The sequence below is a fragment of the Nocardia sp. 149-1B genome (assembly GCF_057747975.1).
This window is the reverse complement of sequence record NZ_CM173233.1, coordinates 1,315,636-1,330,700: the sequence shown is the minus strand read 5'-3', so window position 1 is coordinate 1,330,700 and position 15,065 is coordinate 1,315,636. Positions and strand designations below refer to the sequence as shown.

Below are 15,065 nucleotides of genomic sequence, written 5' to 3'. Positions count from 1 at the left end.
CCCTCGACCCGACGGACGTGCCGACATGCCTACCACCACCCGCACCAGCGCCGCCACGACGCACCCACTCGCCGACCTGGTCGGGGCGACCGAACAGGTCCCCCTCGTCACCGGCGGCACGGTCCGCTACGCGAACCTCGACATCGCGGCCAGCGCACCCGCCCTGCGGTCGGTCGCCGACCGGGTGGCCGAGTTCCTGCCGTACTACTCCAGCGTGCACCGCGGCGCCGGCTACGCCTCGGCGGTGAGCACGGCGGCGTACGAGACCGCGCGGCGCACGATCGGCGCCTTCGTCGGCGCCCGGAGCGAGGACGTCGTGCAGATCGTGCGGCACACCACCGACGCGCTGAACCTGCTCGCGACCGCCGTCCCCGGCGATGTCGTCCACCTCGACGTGGAGCACCACGCCAACCTGCTGCCCTGGCAGGGACTCGGCGCACGCGGTCGGGCGGTGGTGGCCCGCGACACCGTCGCCGAGACGCTCGCGGCGATCGAGGCCGAGCTCATCCGCCGGCCCGCCGCGCTGCTCGCGGTGACGGGTGCCTCGAACGTGACCGGCGAGATCCTCCCGCTCGCCGAGCTCGTCGAGACCGCTCACCGCCACGGGACCCGCATCGCGGTCGACGGCGCCCAGCTGGTCCCCCACCACCGGGTGCACCTGGAGCGGCTCGGCATCGACTACCTCGCGTTCTCGGGGCACAAGCTCTACGCGCCGTACGGCGCCGGCGTGCTCGTCGGGCGCCGCGACTGGCTCGACGCGGCGCCGCCGTACCTCGCCGGCGGCGGCGCGGTCCGTGAGGTCACGCTGGCGGGCACGTCCTGGGCCCCGGTGCCCGCGCGGCACGAGGCCGGCACCCCCAACGTCGTCGGGGCGGTCGCGCTCGCGGCCGCGTGTGAGGCGATCGCGGCGCTGCCGGACAGCGAGCTCCAGCTCCACGAGGAGGCGCTGCGCGACCGCTTGCTCGCTGGCCTCGAGTCGATCGCCGGCGTCCGGACCCTGCACCTGTGGCGCGGTGAGGTCGAGGCGATCGGCGTGGTGACGTTCACGGTCGAGGGGCACAGCGCCGAGCTGGTCGCGCAGTACCTCTCCGCCGAGCACGGCGTCGGGGTGCGCGACGGCCGCTTCTGCGCGCACCCGTTCCTCGAGCGGCTCAACGGTGGCCGGACCGCGGTGCGCGCGAGCCTCGGTCTCGCGTCCTCCGCCGACGACGTCGATCGCCTGGTGCGCGGGATCGCGGAGCTCGTCGAGCACGGCCCGTCCTGGACGTACGACGCGGACGACCGTCCCACCCCCGACCCGCGACCGCTGCCCGCCTGGGTCACCGAGACCGGCAGCGCGTCGGCCTGCTCGTAGGGTCGCCCAACCGATCACGGGGCCACCGCGTCCTACCTGTCGACCGCTCGAGGAGGATCGATGGCGAGACCGCTGACCGACGACGAGTTCACCGAGCTCGTGCACGCCACGTGGCCCGGCCTGTACCGCACGGCGTACCTGATGCTCGGGGAGCACCAGCTCGCCGAGGACCTGGTGCAGACGGCACTGGCCAAGACCTACGCCTCCTGGCGCAAGGTCAAGGACCCCGCTGCCGCACCGGCGTACGCACGGGTGGTGCTCGCGACCACCGCAGCGACGTGGTTCCGGCGCCGCGGCTGGCGCAACGAGCGACCCACCGAGGTGCTCCCCGAGCTCGGCAGCGACCCCGACCCGACCACGCGGCCGGCCGTCGTCGACGCGCTGCGCGAGCTGGCACCGCGCCAGCGCGCTGTGGTCGTGCTCCGCTACTACGACGACCTCAGCGTGCGCGAGGTCGCCCAGGCCCTCGGCATCAGCGAGGGCACCGTCAAGAGCCAGACCTCCGACGCCCTCGCCCGGCTGCGCGTGCTGCTGGGCGACACCGTCATCCCCGCCGACCTCGGGAGCACCGCATGACCGAGCGACTCAGCGCCCTCCTCCACGACGAGGCCGCCACGCTGACCATCCCCGCGCCCGACCCGGGCCAGGTCCTCACGACCGGGCGCCGGCTGAGGCGTCGCCGGCGCGCGACCACCGGTCTCGGCGCCGTCGCCACCGTGGCGGTCGTGACGGTCGTCGCCGTCGTCGGTGCGTCCTTGACCGGCGACGACCACCCGGGTTCACGGGGCGTCGAGCCGGCGGGCCCGAGCACGGGCCACGGCGCGGTCTTCACCCTCGGCACCACGGTGTACTTCGACGGCGGCACCGAGCACGTGCAGATCGACGACAAGGCGATCAAGTCGACGTACTACACCTCGGCCGGCCTGCTGGTGCGGCACGGCGACAACAACGCCAGCGACGGCGGCGGCCCCCAGCGCTTCTCGCTGGTCACCGAGGACGGCACCGTGCGGTCGGTCTCCGTGGTGACCGAGGAGGCGGTGCCGGGCGTCGACCCGACCCAGCCTTACCTCGCGTACGCCGAGGTCGTGGACGGCGAGGTCGAGGTCGTGGTCCACGACGTCTCCACCGACAAGGAGGTCGCGCGCGTCCCGGTGCCCGACGCGAAGAGCTGGGGCGGGTGGACCGCACCGCCGGTCGCGCTCAGTGGCGACATCGTGTACGTCGGCACCGACGACGTGATGCGCACGGTCGACTGGCGCACCGGCGAGGTCGGGACCACCGACACGGTCGGGCCGGGCTACCCCGACATCAAGGGCGGTCGCGCCGTCGAGCGAGTCGGCAACGACGTCCAGGTGGTCGACGCCCGGAGCGGCAAGCCGCTGCTCCGAGTCCCCGCAGGACAAGACGGTTACCTGGTCCTCTCACCCGACGGCAGTTTCGCGGCGATGGACGCTCCCACCGGCAAGACCGTCGAGGTGTACGACCTCGACGCCGGCACCCACGTCACGCTCGACGGGCAGTCCTACGACTATGGGTGGTCACCGGACGGCGACCTGTTCCGAGTCAAGGGCCACCGGGTCATCACCTGCTCGACCTCGACCGGCGCGTGCGAGACGGGTGACACGGTCATCCCCGCGGAGGGCGGGGGCGTGGCACCGGAGGACCTGCGGTACGGCAACCAGACCTTCGAGTCCTGACCCGGTCCGCGACGCCCCTCAGTGCTGGTAGGTGTGCTCGAGCAGGTGCCGCACCCGCTCGGCGTCGCGTGCGCTCGGGCACGCGACGAGCAGCCGGTCGGGGGCCTCCTCGACGGCGACGTACCCGGCAGAGCGCAGCACGCCCATCAGCACCGCCGGGTCCTGGCCGGGTGGTACGGCGAACGCCTCGGCATGCGCGTCGGGCTGGTGCAGCTCGGTCTCGGTGCGCTGCAGGTCGGTCCCCCAGCCACGCAGGAGGGCGAAGGCCACGAGGGTCACCATCACGATGCCTCCGACCACCATCAATGCGATCACGACCATGACGACCTCCCAGTGCGCGGGCCTGATGCTCCGATGACCCCAGCATCGGCCCGGTGAGACCCGCGTCACGAGAGGCGTATGTCCCGACCGCAGGGCCACAGGTCACGCGGCCACGGGGACGATCACCGTGTCGCCGTCCCACCCGCTGCCGTGACCTGGTACGACTGCTCCACCGGAGAATGCGTTTCTCCGGCCCGATCCCTGACCGGAGGAGCACGCGTGCCGCGAGCAGGCCTGACGCCCGAGCGCCTGACCGTGGCCGCGGTCGAGCTCGCGGACGAGATCGGGTTCGAGCAGGTCACCCTGTCCGCGCTCGCCCGGCGGTTCGACGTCAAGGTCGCGAGCCTCTACGCCCACATCGACGGCGCGGGCGAGCTGCGGCTGACGATCGCCGTGCGCGCCCTGGACGAGATCGCCGACCTGGCGGAGGAGGCGCTCGCCGGCCGCTCCGGCCGCGCGGCTCTCGAGGCGCTGGGCGGCGCGTACCGGACCTACGCGCGGACACATCCCGGCCGGTACGCCGCCGCCACCCACCCGCTCGCCGCCTCGCCCGAGGCGACCCGCGTCGGGCTGCGGCACGCGCGGCTGGCACTGGCGACCCTGCGCGGCTACGAGCTCCCCGAGGCGGAGCAGACGCACGCCGTCCGGCTGGTGGGGAGCACGATCCGAGGCTTCGTCGACCTGGAGGTGCGCGGCTCCTTCGCCCACCGCCAGCCGCCGCCCGACGCCTCCTGGTCGCGCATCATGGCGGCCCTGGACGCCACGCTGAGGAGCTGGACGACCGACCGATTTGCCTAAACCGTTTAGGCAAATGACTATGGTTCCATGGACATGGTCTCGGAGCGCGACATCCGCGGGTCCTTCGCCAACTGCTCGAAGGGCGAGGCGCAGCGCGCCAACCTCCCCGACCTCGGCTCGACACCGTGGCCGGACCTCGACTTCCTCGGCTGGGTGGACCCGAAGGCCCCGATGGTCGGCTACCTGGTGGTGCCGACACCGGACCACGGCCTGGTCGGCCTCCAGGTCCGCCGCAACCTCAGCGGCGCGGGATCTCGTCGAGCGCGGATGTGCTCGATCTGCTCGACCACCCACTCCGGACAGGGCGTCGCCCTGATGGTGGCGAGACGGGCCGGACGAGCAGGGCGCGAGGGCAACTCGGTCGGCCTGGACATCTGCTCCGCGCTCGACTGCTCGCTGCACGCGCGCGGCCTGATCCCGGCCCCCGCCCTCAGCGCGGCCCAGGAGACCCTGGCGCCGGAGGAGAAGGTGGCGCGCCTGAGCCGCAACCTGTTCGCGTTCGTCGACCGGGCGCTGCGGCCCTGACCGCGAGCCGGGCCCGCGTCAGAGCGCCTCGGGCCCGCCCTCGAGCAGCGTCTTGAACCCGGCCTCGTCGAGCACCGGCACGCCGAGCTGCTCGGCCTTGTCGGCCTTGGACCCGGCGTTGTCCCCCACGACGACGTAGTCGGTCTTCTTCGACACCGACCCGGCGGCCTTGCCGCCGCGGGCGAGGATCGCCTCCTTGGCCGAGTCGCGGCTGAAGTCGACCAGCGAGCCGGTGACCACGACCGTGAGCCCCTCGAGGGTGCGCGGCACCGACTCGTCGCGCTCGTCGGCCATCGTCACGCCGGCGCGCTCCCAGCTGTCGACGATCTGGACGTGCCAGGGCTCCTTGAACCACTCGATCACGGCCTCGGCGATCGTCGGCCCGACACCCTCGGCCGCCGCGAGCTCCTCCTCGGCGGCCGCCCGGATGGCGGCCATCGAGCCGAACTCCTGGGCCAGCGCCCGGGCCGCGGTGGGGCCGACGTGGCGGATGGACAGCGCGACCAGCACCCGCCACAGCGGCACCTGCTTGGCCTTCGCGAGGTTGTCGAGGAGTCGCTGCCCGTTGGCACTGAGGACCGGGGCGTCACCCTCGCCCTTCTTCGGCGCCCGCGTGAACAACGGGGCCCGCAGCAGCTGGGACGCGTCGAGGTCGAACACCTCGCCCTCGTTGTCGATCACCCCGGCGTCGAGGAGCGCCACCGCGGCCTCGTAGCCCAGGCCCTCGATGTCGAAGGCGCCGCGACCCGCCACGTGGAAGACCCGCTCGCGCACCTGCGCCGGGCAGAACTGGTGGTTGGGGCAGCGACGGTCCTTGTCGCCCTCCTTCTGCTCGACCAGCGTGGTCCCGCAGGCGGGGCACTCGGTCGGCCCCACCCAGGCCGGCAGGCCCTCGGGACGCAACGGCAGCACCGGGCCGAGGATCTCGGGGATCACGTCACCGGCCTTGCGCAGGATCACCGTGTCGCCCGGGCGCACGTCCTTGCGCTCGACCTCGTAGTAGTTGTGCAGCGTGGCGTTCTCGACGGTCGATCCCGCGACCTTGGTCGGCTCCATCACGCCGTACGGCGTCACGCGGCCGGTGCGCCCGACGTTGACCCGGATCTCGAGGAGCTTGGCGTTGACCTCCTCGGGCGGGTACTTGAACGCGATCGCCCACCGGGGCGCGCGGCTGGTCGAGCCGAGCCGCCGCTGCAGCGCGACGTCGTCGACCTTGATCACCACGCCGTCGATCTCGTAGGGAACGATCGTGTGGCGGTGCTCGCCGGCGTTGTCGATGTAGTCCTCAACGTCCGCCAGGCTCGGCACGACCCGGACCTGGTCGCTGATCGGTAGGCCCCAGGCCGCCAGCGCCTCGTAGGCGTGCGACTGGGCCTGGGGCTCGAAGCCCCGGCGCTCGCCGATGCCGTGGCAGACCATGCCGAGCGCGCGGGAGGCGGTGACCCGCGGGTCCTTCTGCCTCAGCGACCCGGCGGCGGCGTTGCGCGGGTTGGCGAACACGGGCTTGCCGGCCTCGGTCATGGACTCGTTGAGCCGCTCGAAGGCCGCGACCGGAAGGAAGACCTCACCGCGCACCTCGAGCAGCTCGGGGACCGGGAACTCCTCGGTCGCCACCAGGCGGTGCGGGATCGAGCCGATGGTCTTGACGTTGGGCGTGACGTCCTCGCCGGTCGTGCCGTCGCCGCGGGTCAGCGCTCGCACCAACCGCCCCTGCTCGTAGAGCAGGTTGATCGCCAGCCCGTCGACCTTCAGCTCGCACAGCAGCGCCGGCGCCTCGATGCCGTCGCGGCCGAGCCGGGCGTACCACGCCTCGACCTCCTCGGTGGAGAACGCGTTGTCGAGGCTCTCCATGCGCCGCAGGTGGGCGACCGGCGTGAACTCCGTCGACACCGCGCCGCCGACCTTCTGGGTCGGCGAGTCCGGGGTGCGGAGCTCGGGGAGCTCCTCCTCCAGCTCCTCCAGGCGACGCATCCGCCGGTCGAAGTCGGCGTCGTCGAGGGTGGGGCTGTCGAGCACGTAGTAGCGCCACCGCGCTTCCTCGATCTCCTCGGCCAGGAGGCGGTGCTCGTCGCGTGGGTCCGTCACGGGAGCCATTGTGCCGGTCCGGACCGACAGCCCACGGACGCCGTACCTCACGCTCCGGTCCAGACCACTTCCAGGCGGGTTCCAGGCGTGGCGGGAAGAAGTTCACGAAAAGTCGGTTGGGACGGAATGGCCGCGGTGCCTACGCTGTTCTCGATGAAACGAAACCGTTTCGTTTCATGCAGGTTAACGACAGCCGAAGGACACGATGACCCCGATCGAGCGCCCTCGCATCGAGGGCGACCGCGAGCAGGAGATCCTCGACGCCACGCTCGAGGTGCTCGCCGACGTCGGCTACGACCGGCTCACCATGGACGCCGTCGCCGCCCGGGCGAAGGCCTCCAAGGCGACGCTGTACCGGCGCTGGAACAACAAGGTGAGCCTGGTGATCGAGGCGCTGCACCACGCCAAGGGTGTCACCGAGCTCCCCGACACCGGCACCTTGCGCGGGGACCTCCAGGGCATCTTCTGCGGCATGGGCGGTCTCGTCGACCACCAGACGGTGGCGACGTTCGCCAGCGTGCTGACCGCGATCTCCCGCGACGCCGACTTCGCCGAGGCCTTCCGCCGCGAGGTGGTCGGTCCCAAGATCGCGCTCTCCCAGAAGGTCTGGGAGCGCGCCCGTGAGCGAGGCGAGATCGGCGCGAACGTCGACCTGACCCTGCTCGAACCCGCCCTGGCCGGCATCGTGCTGCACCGCGTCTTCGTCATGGGCGAGCAGCCCGACGCCGACCTGATCACGCGCGTCATCGACCAGATCATCCTGCCGGCCGCCACGTGCAGCGGACCGGCCTCCCACCAGCCCGAACCCTCCCACCTCCCGTCCCACAAGGACTCCCTCAAGGAACAGGAAGACTGATGACCGAAGTCACCAGCACCGAGAGCGCGGAGACCACCGCGCCGCCCGGCACCAACCGCCACCTGGGATGGGCGCTCGTGCTCATCTGCATTGCGCAGCTCATGGTGGTGCTCGACGGCACCATCGTGAACATCGCGCTCCCCTTCATCCGCGACGACCTGAGCATCTCCGACGCGAACCTGCGCTGGGTCGTCACCGGCTACGCGCTCGCGTTCGGCAGCCTGCTGCTCCTCGGCGGCCGCCTCGGTGACCTCTACGGCCGCCGCCGGGTCTTCATGCTCGGGCTGATCATCTTCGGCATCGCCTCGCTGCTCGGCGGCCTCGCGACCAGCGAGGGCCTGCTGCTCGCCGCCCGTGGTCTCCAGGGCCTCGGCGCCGCGCTGGCCTCCCCCGCCGCCCTGGCCCTGATCGCGACGACGTTCCCCGCCGGACCGTCTCGCAACCGGGCGTTCGCGGTGTACGCCGCGATGTCCGGCGTCGGCGCGGCCGTCGGCCTGCTGCTCGGCGGCTGGCTGACCGGCATGGACAGCTTCCTCGGCATGAGCGTCGAGGGCTGGCGCCTCACCCTGCTGATCAACACCCCGATCGGCGTCGTGACCGCGCTGCTCGCCCCGCGCTTCCTGACCGAGTCCGAGCGGCACCCCGGCGAGCTCGACCTGCCGGGCGCCGTCACCGGCACCCTGGGCCTGCTCGGCCTGGTCTACGGCATCAGCCGGGCCGGCACCGACGGCTGGGGCGACACCTTCACGATCATCAGCCTGGCGGCCGGAGTCGCCATGATCGCGCTGTTCCTGACGCTCGAGCGCCGGGTGGCGCACCCGCTGCTCCCGGTGCGGGTGTTCATGAACCGGACCCGGGCGTCGAGCTTCGTCGCGATGTTCTTCGCCCCGGCGGCGATGTTCGCGATGTTCTACTACCTCAGCCAGTACATCCAGACGGTCATGGGCTACAGCCCGATCAAGGCCGGCGTCGCGTTCCTGCCGTTCTGCTTCGCGCTCGTGGCCGCGGCCGGCCTGGTCTCCAACCTGGCCAACCGCGTCGACGCCCGCTACCTCGCCGGCACCGGCACGCTGATGGCGGCCGTGGCGTTGTTCGGGTTCTCCCGCCTGCCGAACGACACCTCGATCCCGATGCAGGACCTGCAGGGCAGCTACTGGACCGACCTGTTCCCGTTCATCGTGCTGATGGCCTTCGGCATGGGCATGGTGTTCGTCCCGCTGACCCTCACCGCGGTGCACCACCTGCGGGCCGAGGACTCCGGCATCGGCTCGGGCGTGCTGAACACCATGCAGCAGGTCGGCGGCGCCCTCGGGCTCTCGCTGCTGGGCACGATCGCGACCCAGCGCATCGACGACCTGACGGCGACGCTGAAGAGCGCGAGCGCGGCCACCCCGCCCACGCCTGAGCAGCTGACCGTCGCCGGCCACCAGATCTTCACGGCCGGCGCGAGTGACGCGTTCCTGCTCGGCACCGGCCTGATGGTCGTCGCCTCGCTCGTGGTGTGGGTGTTCCTCAACGTCAAGCACCAAGAGCTCGCCACCGACGGACCCGAAGCCCCCGTGCACGTGGGCTGAGGAGTTCACCTCTCCCAAGGAGTGGCGAGACGATGCCCACCCCCGCGTGCGGGGGTGGGCATCGTCGCGTCGTACGCCGTCCTCATGATCTGGTCAGGACAGGGCGTCCTCCAGGGCCTTGATGAACGCCGGCAGGTCGTCGGGGTTGCGGCTGGTGATGAGGTTGCCGTCGACCACGACCCCCTCGTCGGTCCAGGTGCCGCCCGCGTTGCGGACGTCGTCGGCGAGGCTCGGGTAGCTGGTCAGGCGGCGGCCGCGCGCCAGCCCGGCGGAGACGAGCAGCCAGGGGCCGTGGCAGATCACGGCCAGCGGCACCTTGAGCTCCATCGCCTGGCGCACGATGTCCTGGGCGCGGGGCTCGGTGCGGATCCGGTCGGCGTTCACGGTGCCGCCGGGCACCACGATGGCATTGACCGAGCCGGCGTCCAGGTCGTCCAGGGTGCCGTCGACCTCGACCTTCTGGGTCGGCTCGGTGTCGCCCTCGACCGCCTGGATCGGATCGGTGCCGGTCGAGTAGATCAACACCGTCGCGCCCGCGTCGCGCAGGGCGTCGCGGGGCTGGACGAGCTCGGCCTCCTCGAAGAAGTCGGTCGCGATGATGGCCACGGTCTTGCCGGTCAGGTCACTCATGACGCATTGGTACCCGCGGCCACCGACCGGGATGCACCGGCCGCCCGGTGCGCCCCTGAGTGGAAAGTGATGCCGTTTGGTCACCAACCGCAGGTGGGAGCGCTCCCGATCTGTCGTTGGGGACCAAACGGCGACCTTCTCGGCGGCTCGGCGGCCGGGTGGCCCGGGTGGCCGGGTGGCGAAGGCTCAGACGAGGTTGGCGGCCGTGGTGCGCAGCAGCACGAGCGCCCGGCGCGCCCAGGCAGGTGAGGCGCCCGCGAGTCCGCAGGACGGGGTGAGCACGAGCCGCTCCCCCACCTCGTCGGGGTCGAGACCCACCATGTCCAGCCAGCGCAGCGCCCCGTCGGTCAGCGAGGCGTCGGTCGGCGGGTCGGCCGGGTCCAGGGACGGCACCACACCGAGCGCCACCGTCTCGCCCGCTTCCAGCGCCTCGGCCAGCGCGTCGTGGTCGGCCGCGGACGCCACGGACAGGTCGACCGAGAGGCCCCGGGCTCCCGCGCCGCGCAGCAGCGGGAGCGGGGTACCGGCCGCGCAGCTGTGCACCCACGGCTCGGCCCCGGCCCCCGCGATCGCACCGAGCACCCACCCGAGCGCCTCGGACGCCTCGGGCGGGTGGATCGTGCGGTGCCGGCCGAACCCGGACGCGGTCGGGACCCTCGCAGCCAGCACGGCGGCCAGCGCCGGCTCGTCGACCTGGACGACCAGGCGGTCCACACCCGGCAGCCGGCGACGTACGTCGCGCACATGGTCCACCAGACCCTCGGCGAGCGCCTGGGCGAGCTCACGGCGGGCGCCGGCGTCGGCCAGGATCTTGTCGCCGCGCGGCCGCTCCACGGTCGCCGCGAGCGTCCACGGCCCGGCGATCTGGATCTTGAACACACCGACGCAGTCCTGGGCCCGCTCCTCGAGCGCGTCCAGGTCCTGCGCCAGCAGGCTCCGCGCGCGACGGTGGTCGACCCCGGACCCACCACCGGTCAGCCGCCAGCCCGCGGGCTGGAGGTCCGCACCGAGCTCGGCGGCGACGGCCAGCCCGCGTCCGGTCATGGTCGCCGTGGCACCCCGGCCCGGGAGCTCGGGCAGGTAGGGCAGGTCGGGCAGCTCGCCGAGCACGATGCGCAGCGACTCGGCGAAGTCCTCGCCGGGCATCGACCCGACGCCGGTGGCCATGCTCATGCGGGGAGCCTCTCGGTCGCTGCGATCGTCGCGGAGCCGACCACCCGGGTGCCGTCGTAGATCACCGCGGCCTGGCCGGGCGCGATGCCGTACGCCGAGTCGAGGAGCTCGACCTCGACCTGGTCGCCGGCCACGCTGATCACCGCCCGGTGCTCCTCGCCGTGGGCGCGCAGCTGGACGGTCCCCTCGAGGCGACCGGGAACGGTGCCGCACCAGCGCGGGCGGATGCCGCGGAGCCGGTCGACCGCGAGCCGCTCCCGCGGACCGACGGTCACGGTGCCGGCGACCGGCTCGATGTCGAGCACGAACCGCGGCTTGCCGTCGGGGGCCGGCCGGCCGAGCCGGAGCCCCTTGCGCTGGCCGATCGTGAACGCGTAGGTGCCCTCGTGCTCCCCCAGGACCTCTCCGGTCTCGTCGAGGATCGCGCCGCCGTGGTTGGGCGCGCGGTCACCGAGCTTCTCGCGCAGCCACCCGGCGTTGTCGCCATCGGCGACGAAGCAGATGTCGTGGCTGTCGGGCTTGTCCGCGACCAGCAGGCCGCGCTGGGCGGCCTCGCGGCGGACGGCGTCCTTGGTGGACCCGCCGAGGGGGAACAGCGAGTGGCGCAGCTGCTCCTGGTCGAGCACGCCGAGCACGTAGGACTGGTCCTTGCCGTGGTCGACCGCGCGGTGCATCTCCACCAGTCCGTCCGGCCCGGTGCGCAGCTGCGCGTAGTGGCCGGTCGCGACCGCGTCGAAGCCGAGCCCGAGCGCACGGTCGAGCACCGCGGCGAACTTGATCTTCTCGTTGCACCGCAGGCACGGGTTGGGCGTGCGGCCGGCGGCGTACTCGTCCATGAAGTCCTCGACGACGTCATCGTGGAAGCGCTCGCTGAGGTCCCAGACGTAGAACGGGATCCCGATCACGTCGGCGGCCCGGCGCGCGTCGTTGCTGTCCTCGATCGTGCAGCAGCCGCGGGCACCGGAGCGGTACGACGCCGGGTTGCGCGACAGCGCGAGGTGGATGCCGGTGACGTCGTGGCCGGCCTCGGCCGCGCGGGCGGCGGCCACAGCGGAGTCGACGCCGCCCGACATGGCGGCGATCACGCGCACGAGGCCCTCACCGCCGAGCAGCTCGGGCGCGCTCGACGACCGGGCCGATCGCCGCGACGACCGCGTCGACGTCGGCCTGGGTGGTCGTGTGGCCGAGCGAGAAGCGCAGCGAGTGGCGGGCGGCCTCGTCGGTGCAGCCCATGGCGAGCAGCACGTGTGAGGGCTGCGGCACGCCGGCGGAGCACGCCGACCCGGTGGAGCACTCGATGCCGCGGGCGTCGAGGAGCATCAGCAGGGAGTCGCCCTCGCACCCGGGGAAGCCGAGGTGGGCGTTGCCGGGCAGGCGCAGGAGTGGGTCGCCGTGCAGGTGGGCGTCGGGGACGACCTCGATGACCCGGCGGACCAGGTCGTCGCGCAGGGACGCGAGGCGGGTGGCCTGCTCGGCCTGCTGCTTGACGGCCAGCTCCACGGCCGCGGCGAACCCGGCGATCGCCGGGGTGTCGAGCGTGCCGCTGCGGATGTCACGCTCCTGGCCGCCGCCGTGCACCAGCGGCCGTACCGAGACCTCGCGGCGGACCGCGAGCGCGCCCACGCCGTACGGCCCTCCGAGCTTGTGCCCGGTGAGCGTGAGCGCATCGACGCCCGAGGCGGCGAAGTCCACCGGCACGTGCCCGACCGCCTGCACCGCGTCCGTGTGCACCGGGATGCCGTGCTCGGCGGCCAAGGCCACGACCTCGTCGACCGGCTGCACCGTGCCGACCTCGTTGTTGGCCCACATCACCGAGATCAGCGCGACCGATGCGGGGTCTCGCGCCACGGACGCACGCAGCGCGTCCAGGTCGAGGCGGGCCCGCTCGTCGACCGGCAGCAGCTCGACCTCGGCGCCCTCGGACTCGCCGAGCCAGTGCACGGCGTCGAGCACCGCGTGGTGCTCGACGGCGGTGGTGAGCACGCGGGTCCGGCCCGGGTCCTCTGCCCGCCGCGACCAGAACACGCCCTTGACCGCGAGGTTGTCGGCCTCGGTGCCACCTGAGGTGAACACGACCTCGCCGGGGCGGCAGTCCAGCGCCTGCGCGATGGTCTCCCGCGACTCCTCCACGATCCGGCGAGCGTGCCGGCCCGAGGCGTGGAGCGAGCTCGGGTTGCCGACCTCGAGCAGGTGGGCGGTCATCGCCTCGACCGCCGCGGGGACCATCGGGGTGGTCGCAGCGTGGTCGAGGTAGACGGTCGGGCTGGTCATCGCACCGCCCAGCGTACGGCCCCCGAAATGGCCACGGTGCGACGACCAGCCCGCCCTGCCCGGCCGACGGCCGAGCAGGGCGGGTGCTGGGCGACTACCCGGGGACTCCCCCGACGGCTACTTGGTGACCTTCAGCGTGCCGAGCTTGGTCGGCGCACCGTCGGCCACCGCGCACGGGAACGGCGAGCTCGGGACCGGCTGGCCGTCCTGGTTTGCGGCGTTGAACGTGAACGACGCGGGGATCTTCACGACGTACTTGCCGGGCTTGGTGATCTTGAAGCCCTTCGCGGTGCCGGTGGCCTGCAGCGTCATCGCGCCACTGTCGGGCACGTCGGTCTGCGGGATCTTGACGTTCGCCAGAGGCACCGCCTTGCTCCCCACGCTGTAGGTGATGTCGCTGGCGGAGCCGGACAGGGCGGTGATGCCGAGGACGTCGCGCATCGGGGTCACCAGGGACTCCGGGACCACGACGGTCATCTTCACCGGGCGGCTGGCGACCGGCCTGTTGCGCTTGACCTTCGTGGGCAGGTCGATCTTGATCGTCACGGCCATGGTCTGGTCGCCGAGGGCGGTGCCGCAGGTGTAGCTGCTCTTCAGCGAGACCGGTGCGGCCTGCGCGGCGGGTGCGACGGCGACGGCGGTGCCGGCGGCGAGGGCCGAGGTGGCGACGAGCGCACCGAGACGGGTGAACAGGGTCATGTGGTTCTCCTCCCGAGAGCCGCGCCCCTCCCGGGCGCGGACGTCTTGCGGACGATAACGGTCCGGCAAACCCGGGTGCAACCCCCAGTTGCAACGTCGTTTGCGCAAGATCACTTGCGGGCGACCTCGGCGACGACCGCCCGGTGGTCGCTCCCGGGCAGGTCGACCGTGCGCACCGACACCACCGCGAGCCGTGGCCCGACGAGCACGTGGTCGATCGCCACGAGCGGAGGCAGCGGGGCCAGCAACCGCCACCGGCCGCTGGAGGGCCAGGTGGGCCGCCAACCGACGTCCGCGAGCTCGGCCGCGTCGCGCAGTCCCGCAGCAGCGAGCGCCCGCAGCGGCGCGTGGTCCACGGTCGCGTTCAGGTCGCCGACCACGAGGTCGGGGTGCCGGTCGCGGACGACGGCGAGCAGCGCGGCATGGTCGGAGCGCCACAGGTCCGGCTCGGTCGGCGCCTGGGGATGGGCCGCCACCACCAGCAGGTCCCCCCACGACGCCACCCAGCCGTCGAGCCAGGTGTCGGTGCGCTCAGCAGTGCCGAGCGCCGAGCGGGCGAACACCATCGTCCCGCGGCCACCGCTGCCGGGGTTGCCGGCGCGGTACGGCAGCAGCTCGCGCAAGCCGGCCCGGTCCATGTCGGCGAGGCCAGCCGCGGTGATCTCCTCGACCACCAGGAGGTCCACCCGTTCCTGGCTGACGACTCGCACCAGCTCGACCGGGTCGCCGTCGTCCTGGGCGATGTTGGCGGTCATCACGGTGAGCGTCTCGGCGCCCGCGGCCGGTGGCGGGTTGGCACCGGTCACCATCGGGGCGAACCACCAGCAGTGCGCGGCCAGGCCGAGCACGGCCAGCACCGCCACCCCGGCCGCCGGCGAGCGCCATCGCCGCGCCACCGCCGACCGCACCAGGGCGAGCAGCAGCGCCACGGCGTACAGCACGATGCCGAACGGCGTGAACGCCTCCACCTGGATCCAGAAGCCCGGTGACGGCTCGACGAGCCGGGCGGCCGTGAGCAGCAGCGCCGGAACCAGGAGCACCGCGAGCGCGAGCCAGAAGAGGACCGCCCGCACCCGCACGCG

General features: G+C 72.8%; 15 protein-coding genes. 7 read left to right on the top strand and 8 right to left on the bottom strand.

Translation table 11 applies throughout. The features are described 5' to 3' along the window. Window positions 1-25: 25 nt before the first annotated feature. The 3 genes from AC3ANS_RS06325 to AC3ANS_RS06315 are packed head-to-tail and all read left to right on the top strand — an operon-like array spanning window position 26 to window position 3,051. Window positions 26-1,354 (top strand): aminotransferase class V-fold PLP-dependent enzyme, encoded by a 1,329-nt coding sequence (locus AC3ANS_RS06325; protein WP_488295319.1) that lies wholly within the window; start codon window positions 26-28, stop codon window positions 1,352-1,354. Between the two features lie 60 nt (window positions 1,355-1,414). Further along, entirely contained in the window at window positions 1,415-1,930 is a 516-nt protein-coding gene (locus AC3ANS_RS06320; protein ID WP_488295318.1) for a SigE family RNA polymerase sigma factor, read from the top strand. Continuing rightward, entirely contained in the window at window positions 1,927-3,051 is a 1,125-nt protein-coding gene (locus AC3ANS_RS06315) for a hypothetical protein (protein WP_488295317.1), read from the top strand. The genes AC3ANS_RS06320 and AC3ANS_RS06315 overlap by 4 nt, the downstream gene beginning before the upstream one ends. A gap of 18 nt (window positions 3,052-3,069) precedes the next feature. Here the strand turns inward: AC3ANS_RS06315 and AC3ANS_RS06310 are convergent, their stop codons facing one another. Further along, entirely contained in the window at window positions 3,070-3,372 is a 303-nt protein-coding gene (locus AC3ANS_RS06310) for a hypothetical protein (protein WP_488295316.1), read from the bottom strand. Window positions 3,373-3,591: 219 nt separating this feature from the next. Here AC3ANS_RS06310 and AC3ANS_RS06305 point away from each other — a divergent pair, with 219 nt between their 5' ends. Both AC3ANS_RS06305 and AC3ANS_RS06300 read left to right on the top strand, forming a co-directional pair. After that, on the top strand, window positions 3,592-4,170 hold the full coding sequence (locus AC3ANS_RS06305; protein WP_488295315.1) for a TetR/AcrR family transcriptional regulator: 579 nt from the start codon (window positions 3,592-3,594) through the stop codon (window positions 4,168-4,170). 27 nt (window positions 4,171-4,197) lie between these two features. After that, window positions 4,198-4,695 carry an FBP domain-containing protein gene (locus AC3ANS_RS06300; protein ID WP_488295314.1) on the top strand — a complete coding sequence of 166 codons (498 nt, stop codon included), beginning with the start codon at window positions 4,198-4,200 and terminating at the stop codon, window positions 4,693-4,695. Between the two features lie 18 nt (window positions 4,696-4,713). Here the strand turns inward: AC3ANS_RS06300 and ligA are convergent, their stop codons facing one another. After that, window positions 4,714-6,789 carry an NAD-dependent DNA ligase LigA gene (ligA, locus tag AC3ANS_RS06295; protein WP_488295313.1) on the bottom strand — a complete coding sequence of 692 codons (2,076 nt, stop codon included), beginning with the start codon at window positions 6,787-6,789 and terminating at the stop codon, window positions 4,714-4,716. A 196-nt stretch (window positions 6,790-6,985) separates the two neighbouring features. Here ligA and AC3ANS_RS06290 point away from each other — a divergent pair, with 196 nt between their 5' ends. Together AC3ANS_RS06290 and AC3ANS_RS06285 are read left to right on the top strand one after the other, a co-directional pair. Then, window positions 6,986-7,636 carry a TetR/AcrR family transcriptional regulator gene (locus AC3ANS_RS06290; protein WP_488295312.1) on the top strand — a complete coding sequence of 217 codons (651 nt, stop codon included), beginning with the start codon at window positions 6,986-6,988 and terminating at the stop codon, window positions 7,634-7,636. Beyond that, entirely contained in the window at window positions 7,636-9,210 is a 1,575-nt protein-coding gene (locus tag AC3ANS_RS06285) for an MFS transporter (RefSeq protein WP_488295311.1), read from the top strand. Before AC3ANS_RS06290 ends, AC3ANS_RS06285 begins: the two co-directional genes overlap by 1 nt. Window positions 9,211-9,303: 93 nt before the next feature. Here AC3ANS_RS06285 and AC3ANS_RS06280 read toward each other — a convergent pair whose 3' ends face one another. The 6 genes from AC3ANS_RS06280 to AC3ANS_RS06255 form a co-directional block, all read right to left on the bottom strand. Continuing rightward, on the bottom strand, window positions 9,304-9,840 hold the full coding sequence (locus tag AC3ANS_RS06280) for a type 1 glutamine amidotransferase domain-containing protein (RefSeq protein WP_488295310.1): 537 nt from the start codon (window positions 9,838-9,840) through the stop codon (window positions 9,304-9,306). A 186-nt stretch (window positions 9,841-10,026) separates the two neighbouring features. Further along, window positions 10,027-11,013 (bottom strand): uroporphyrinogen decarboxylase/cobalamine-independent methonine synthase family protein, encoded by a 987-nt coding sequence (locus tag AC3ANS_RS06275; protein ID WP_488295309.1) that lies wholly within the window; start codon window positions 11,011-11,013, stop codon window positions 10,027-10,029. Next, a complete protein-coding gene (gene mnmA / locus AC3ANS_RS06270; RefSeq protein ID WP_488295308.1) occupies window positions 11,010-12,104 on the bottom strand; it encodes a tRNA 2-thiouridine(34) synthase MnmA in 1,095 nt (364 codons plus the stop codon). The genes AC3ANS_RS06275 and mnmA overlap by 4 nt, the downstream gene beginning before the upstream one ends. A 7-nt stretch (window positions 12,105-12,111) precedes the next feature. Beyond that, a complete protein-coding gene (locus tag AC3ANS_RS06265) occupies window positions 12,112-13,284 on the bottom strand; it encodes a cysteine desulfurase family protein (protein WP_488295307.1) in 1,173 nt (390 codons plus the stop codon). A gap of 117 nt (window positions 13,285-13,401) precedes the next feature. Then, the gene (locus AC3ANS_RS06260) at window positions 13,402-13,983 is read right to left on the bottom strand and encodes a DUF6801 domain-containing protein (protein WP_488295306.1); all 582 of its coding nucleotides are present in this window, start codon (window positions 13,981-13,983) and stop codon (window positions 13,402-13,404) included. Window positions 13,984-14,093: 110 nt separating this feature from the next. After that, the gene (locus AC3ANS_RS06255) at window positions 14,094-15,062 is read right to left on the bottom strand and encodes an endonuclease/exonuclease/phosphatase family protein (protein ID WP_488295305.1); all 969 of its coding nucleotides are present in this window, start codon (window positions 15,060-15,062) and stop codon (window positions 14,094-14,096) included. Window positions 15,063-15,065 lie beyond the last annotated feature (3 nt).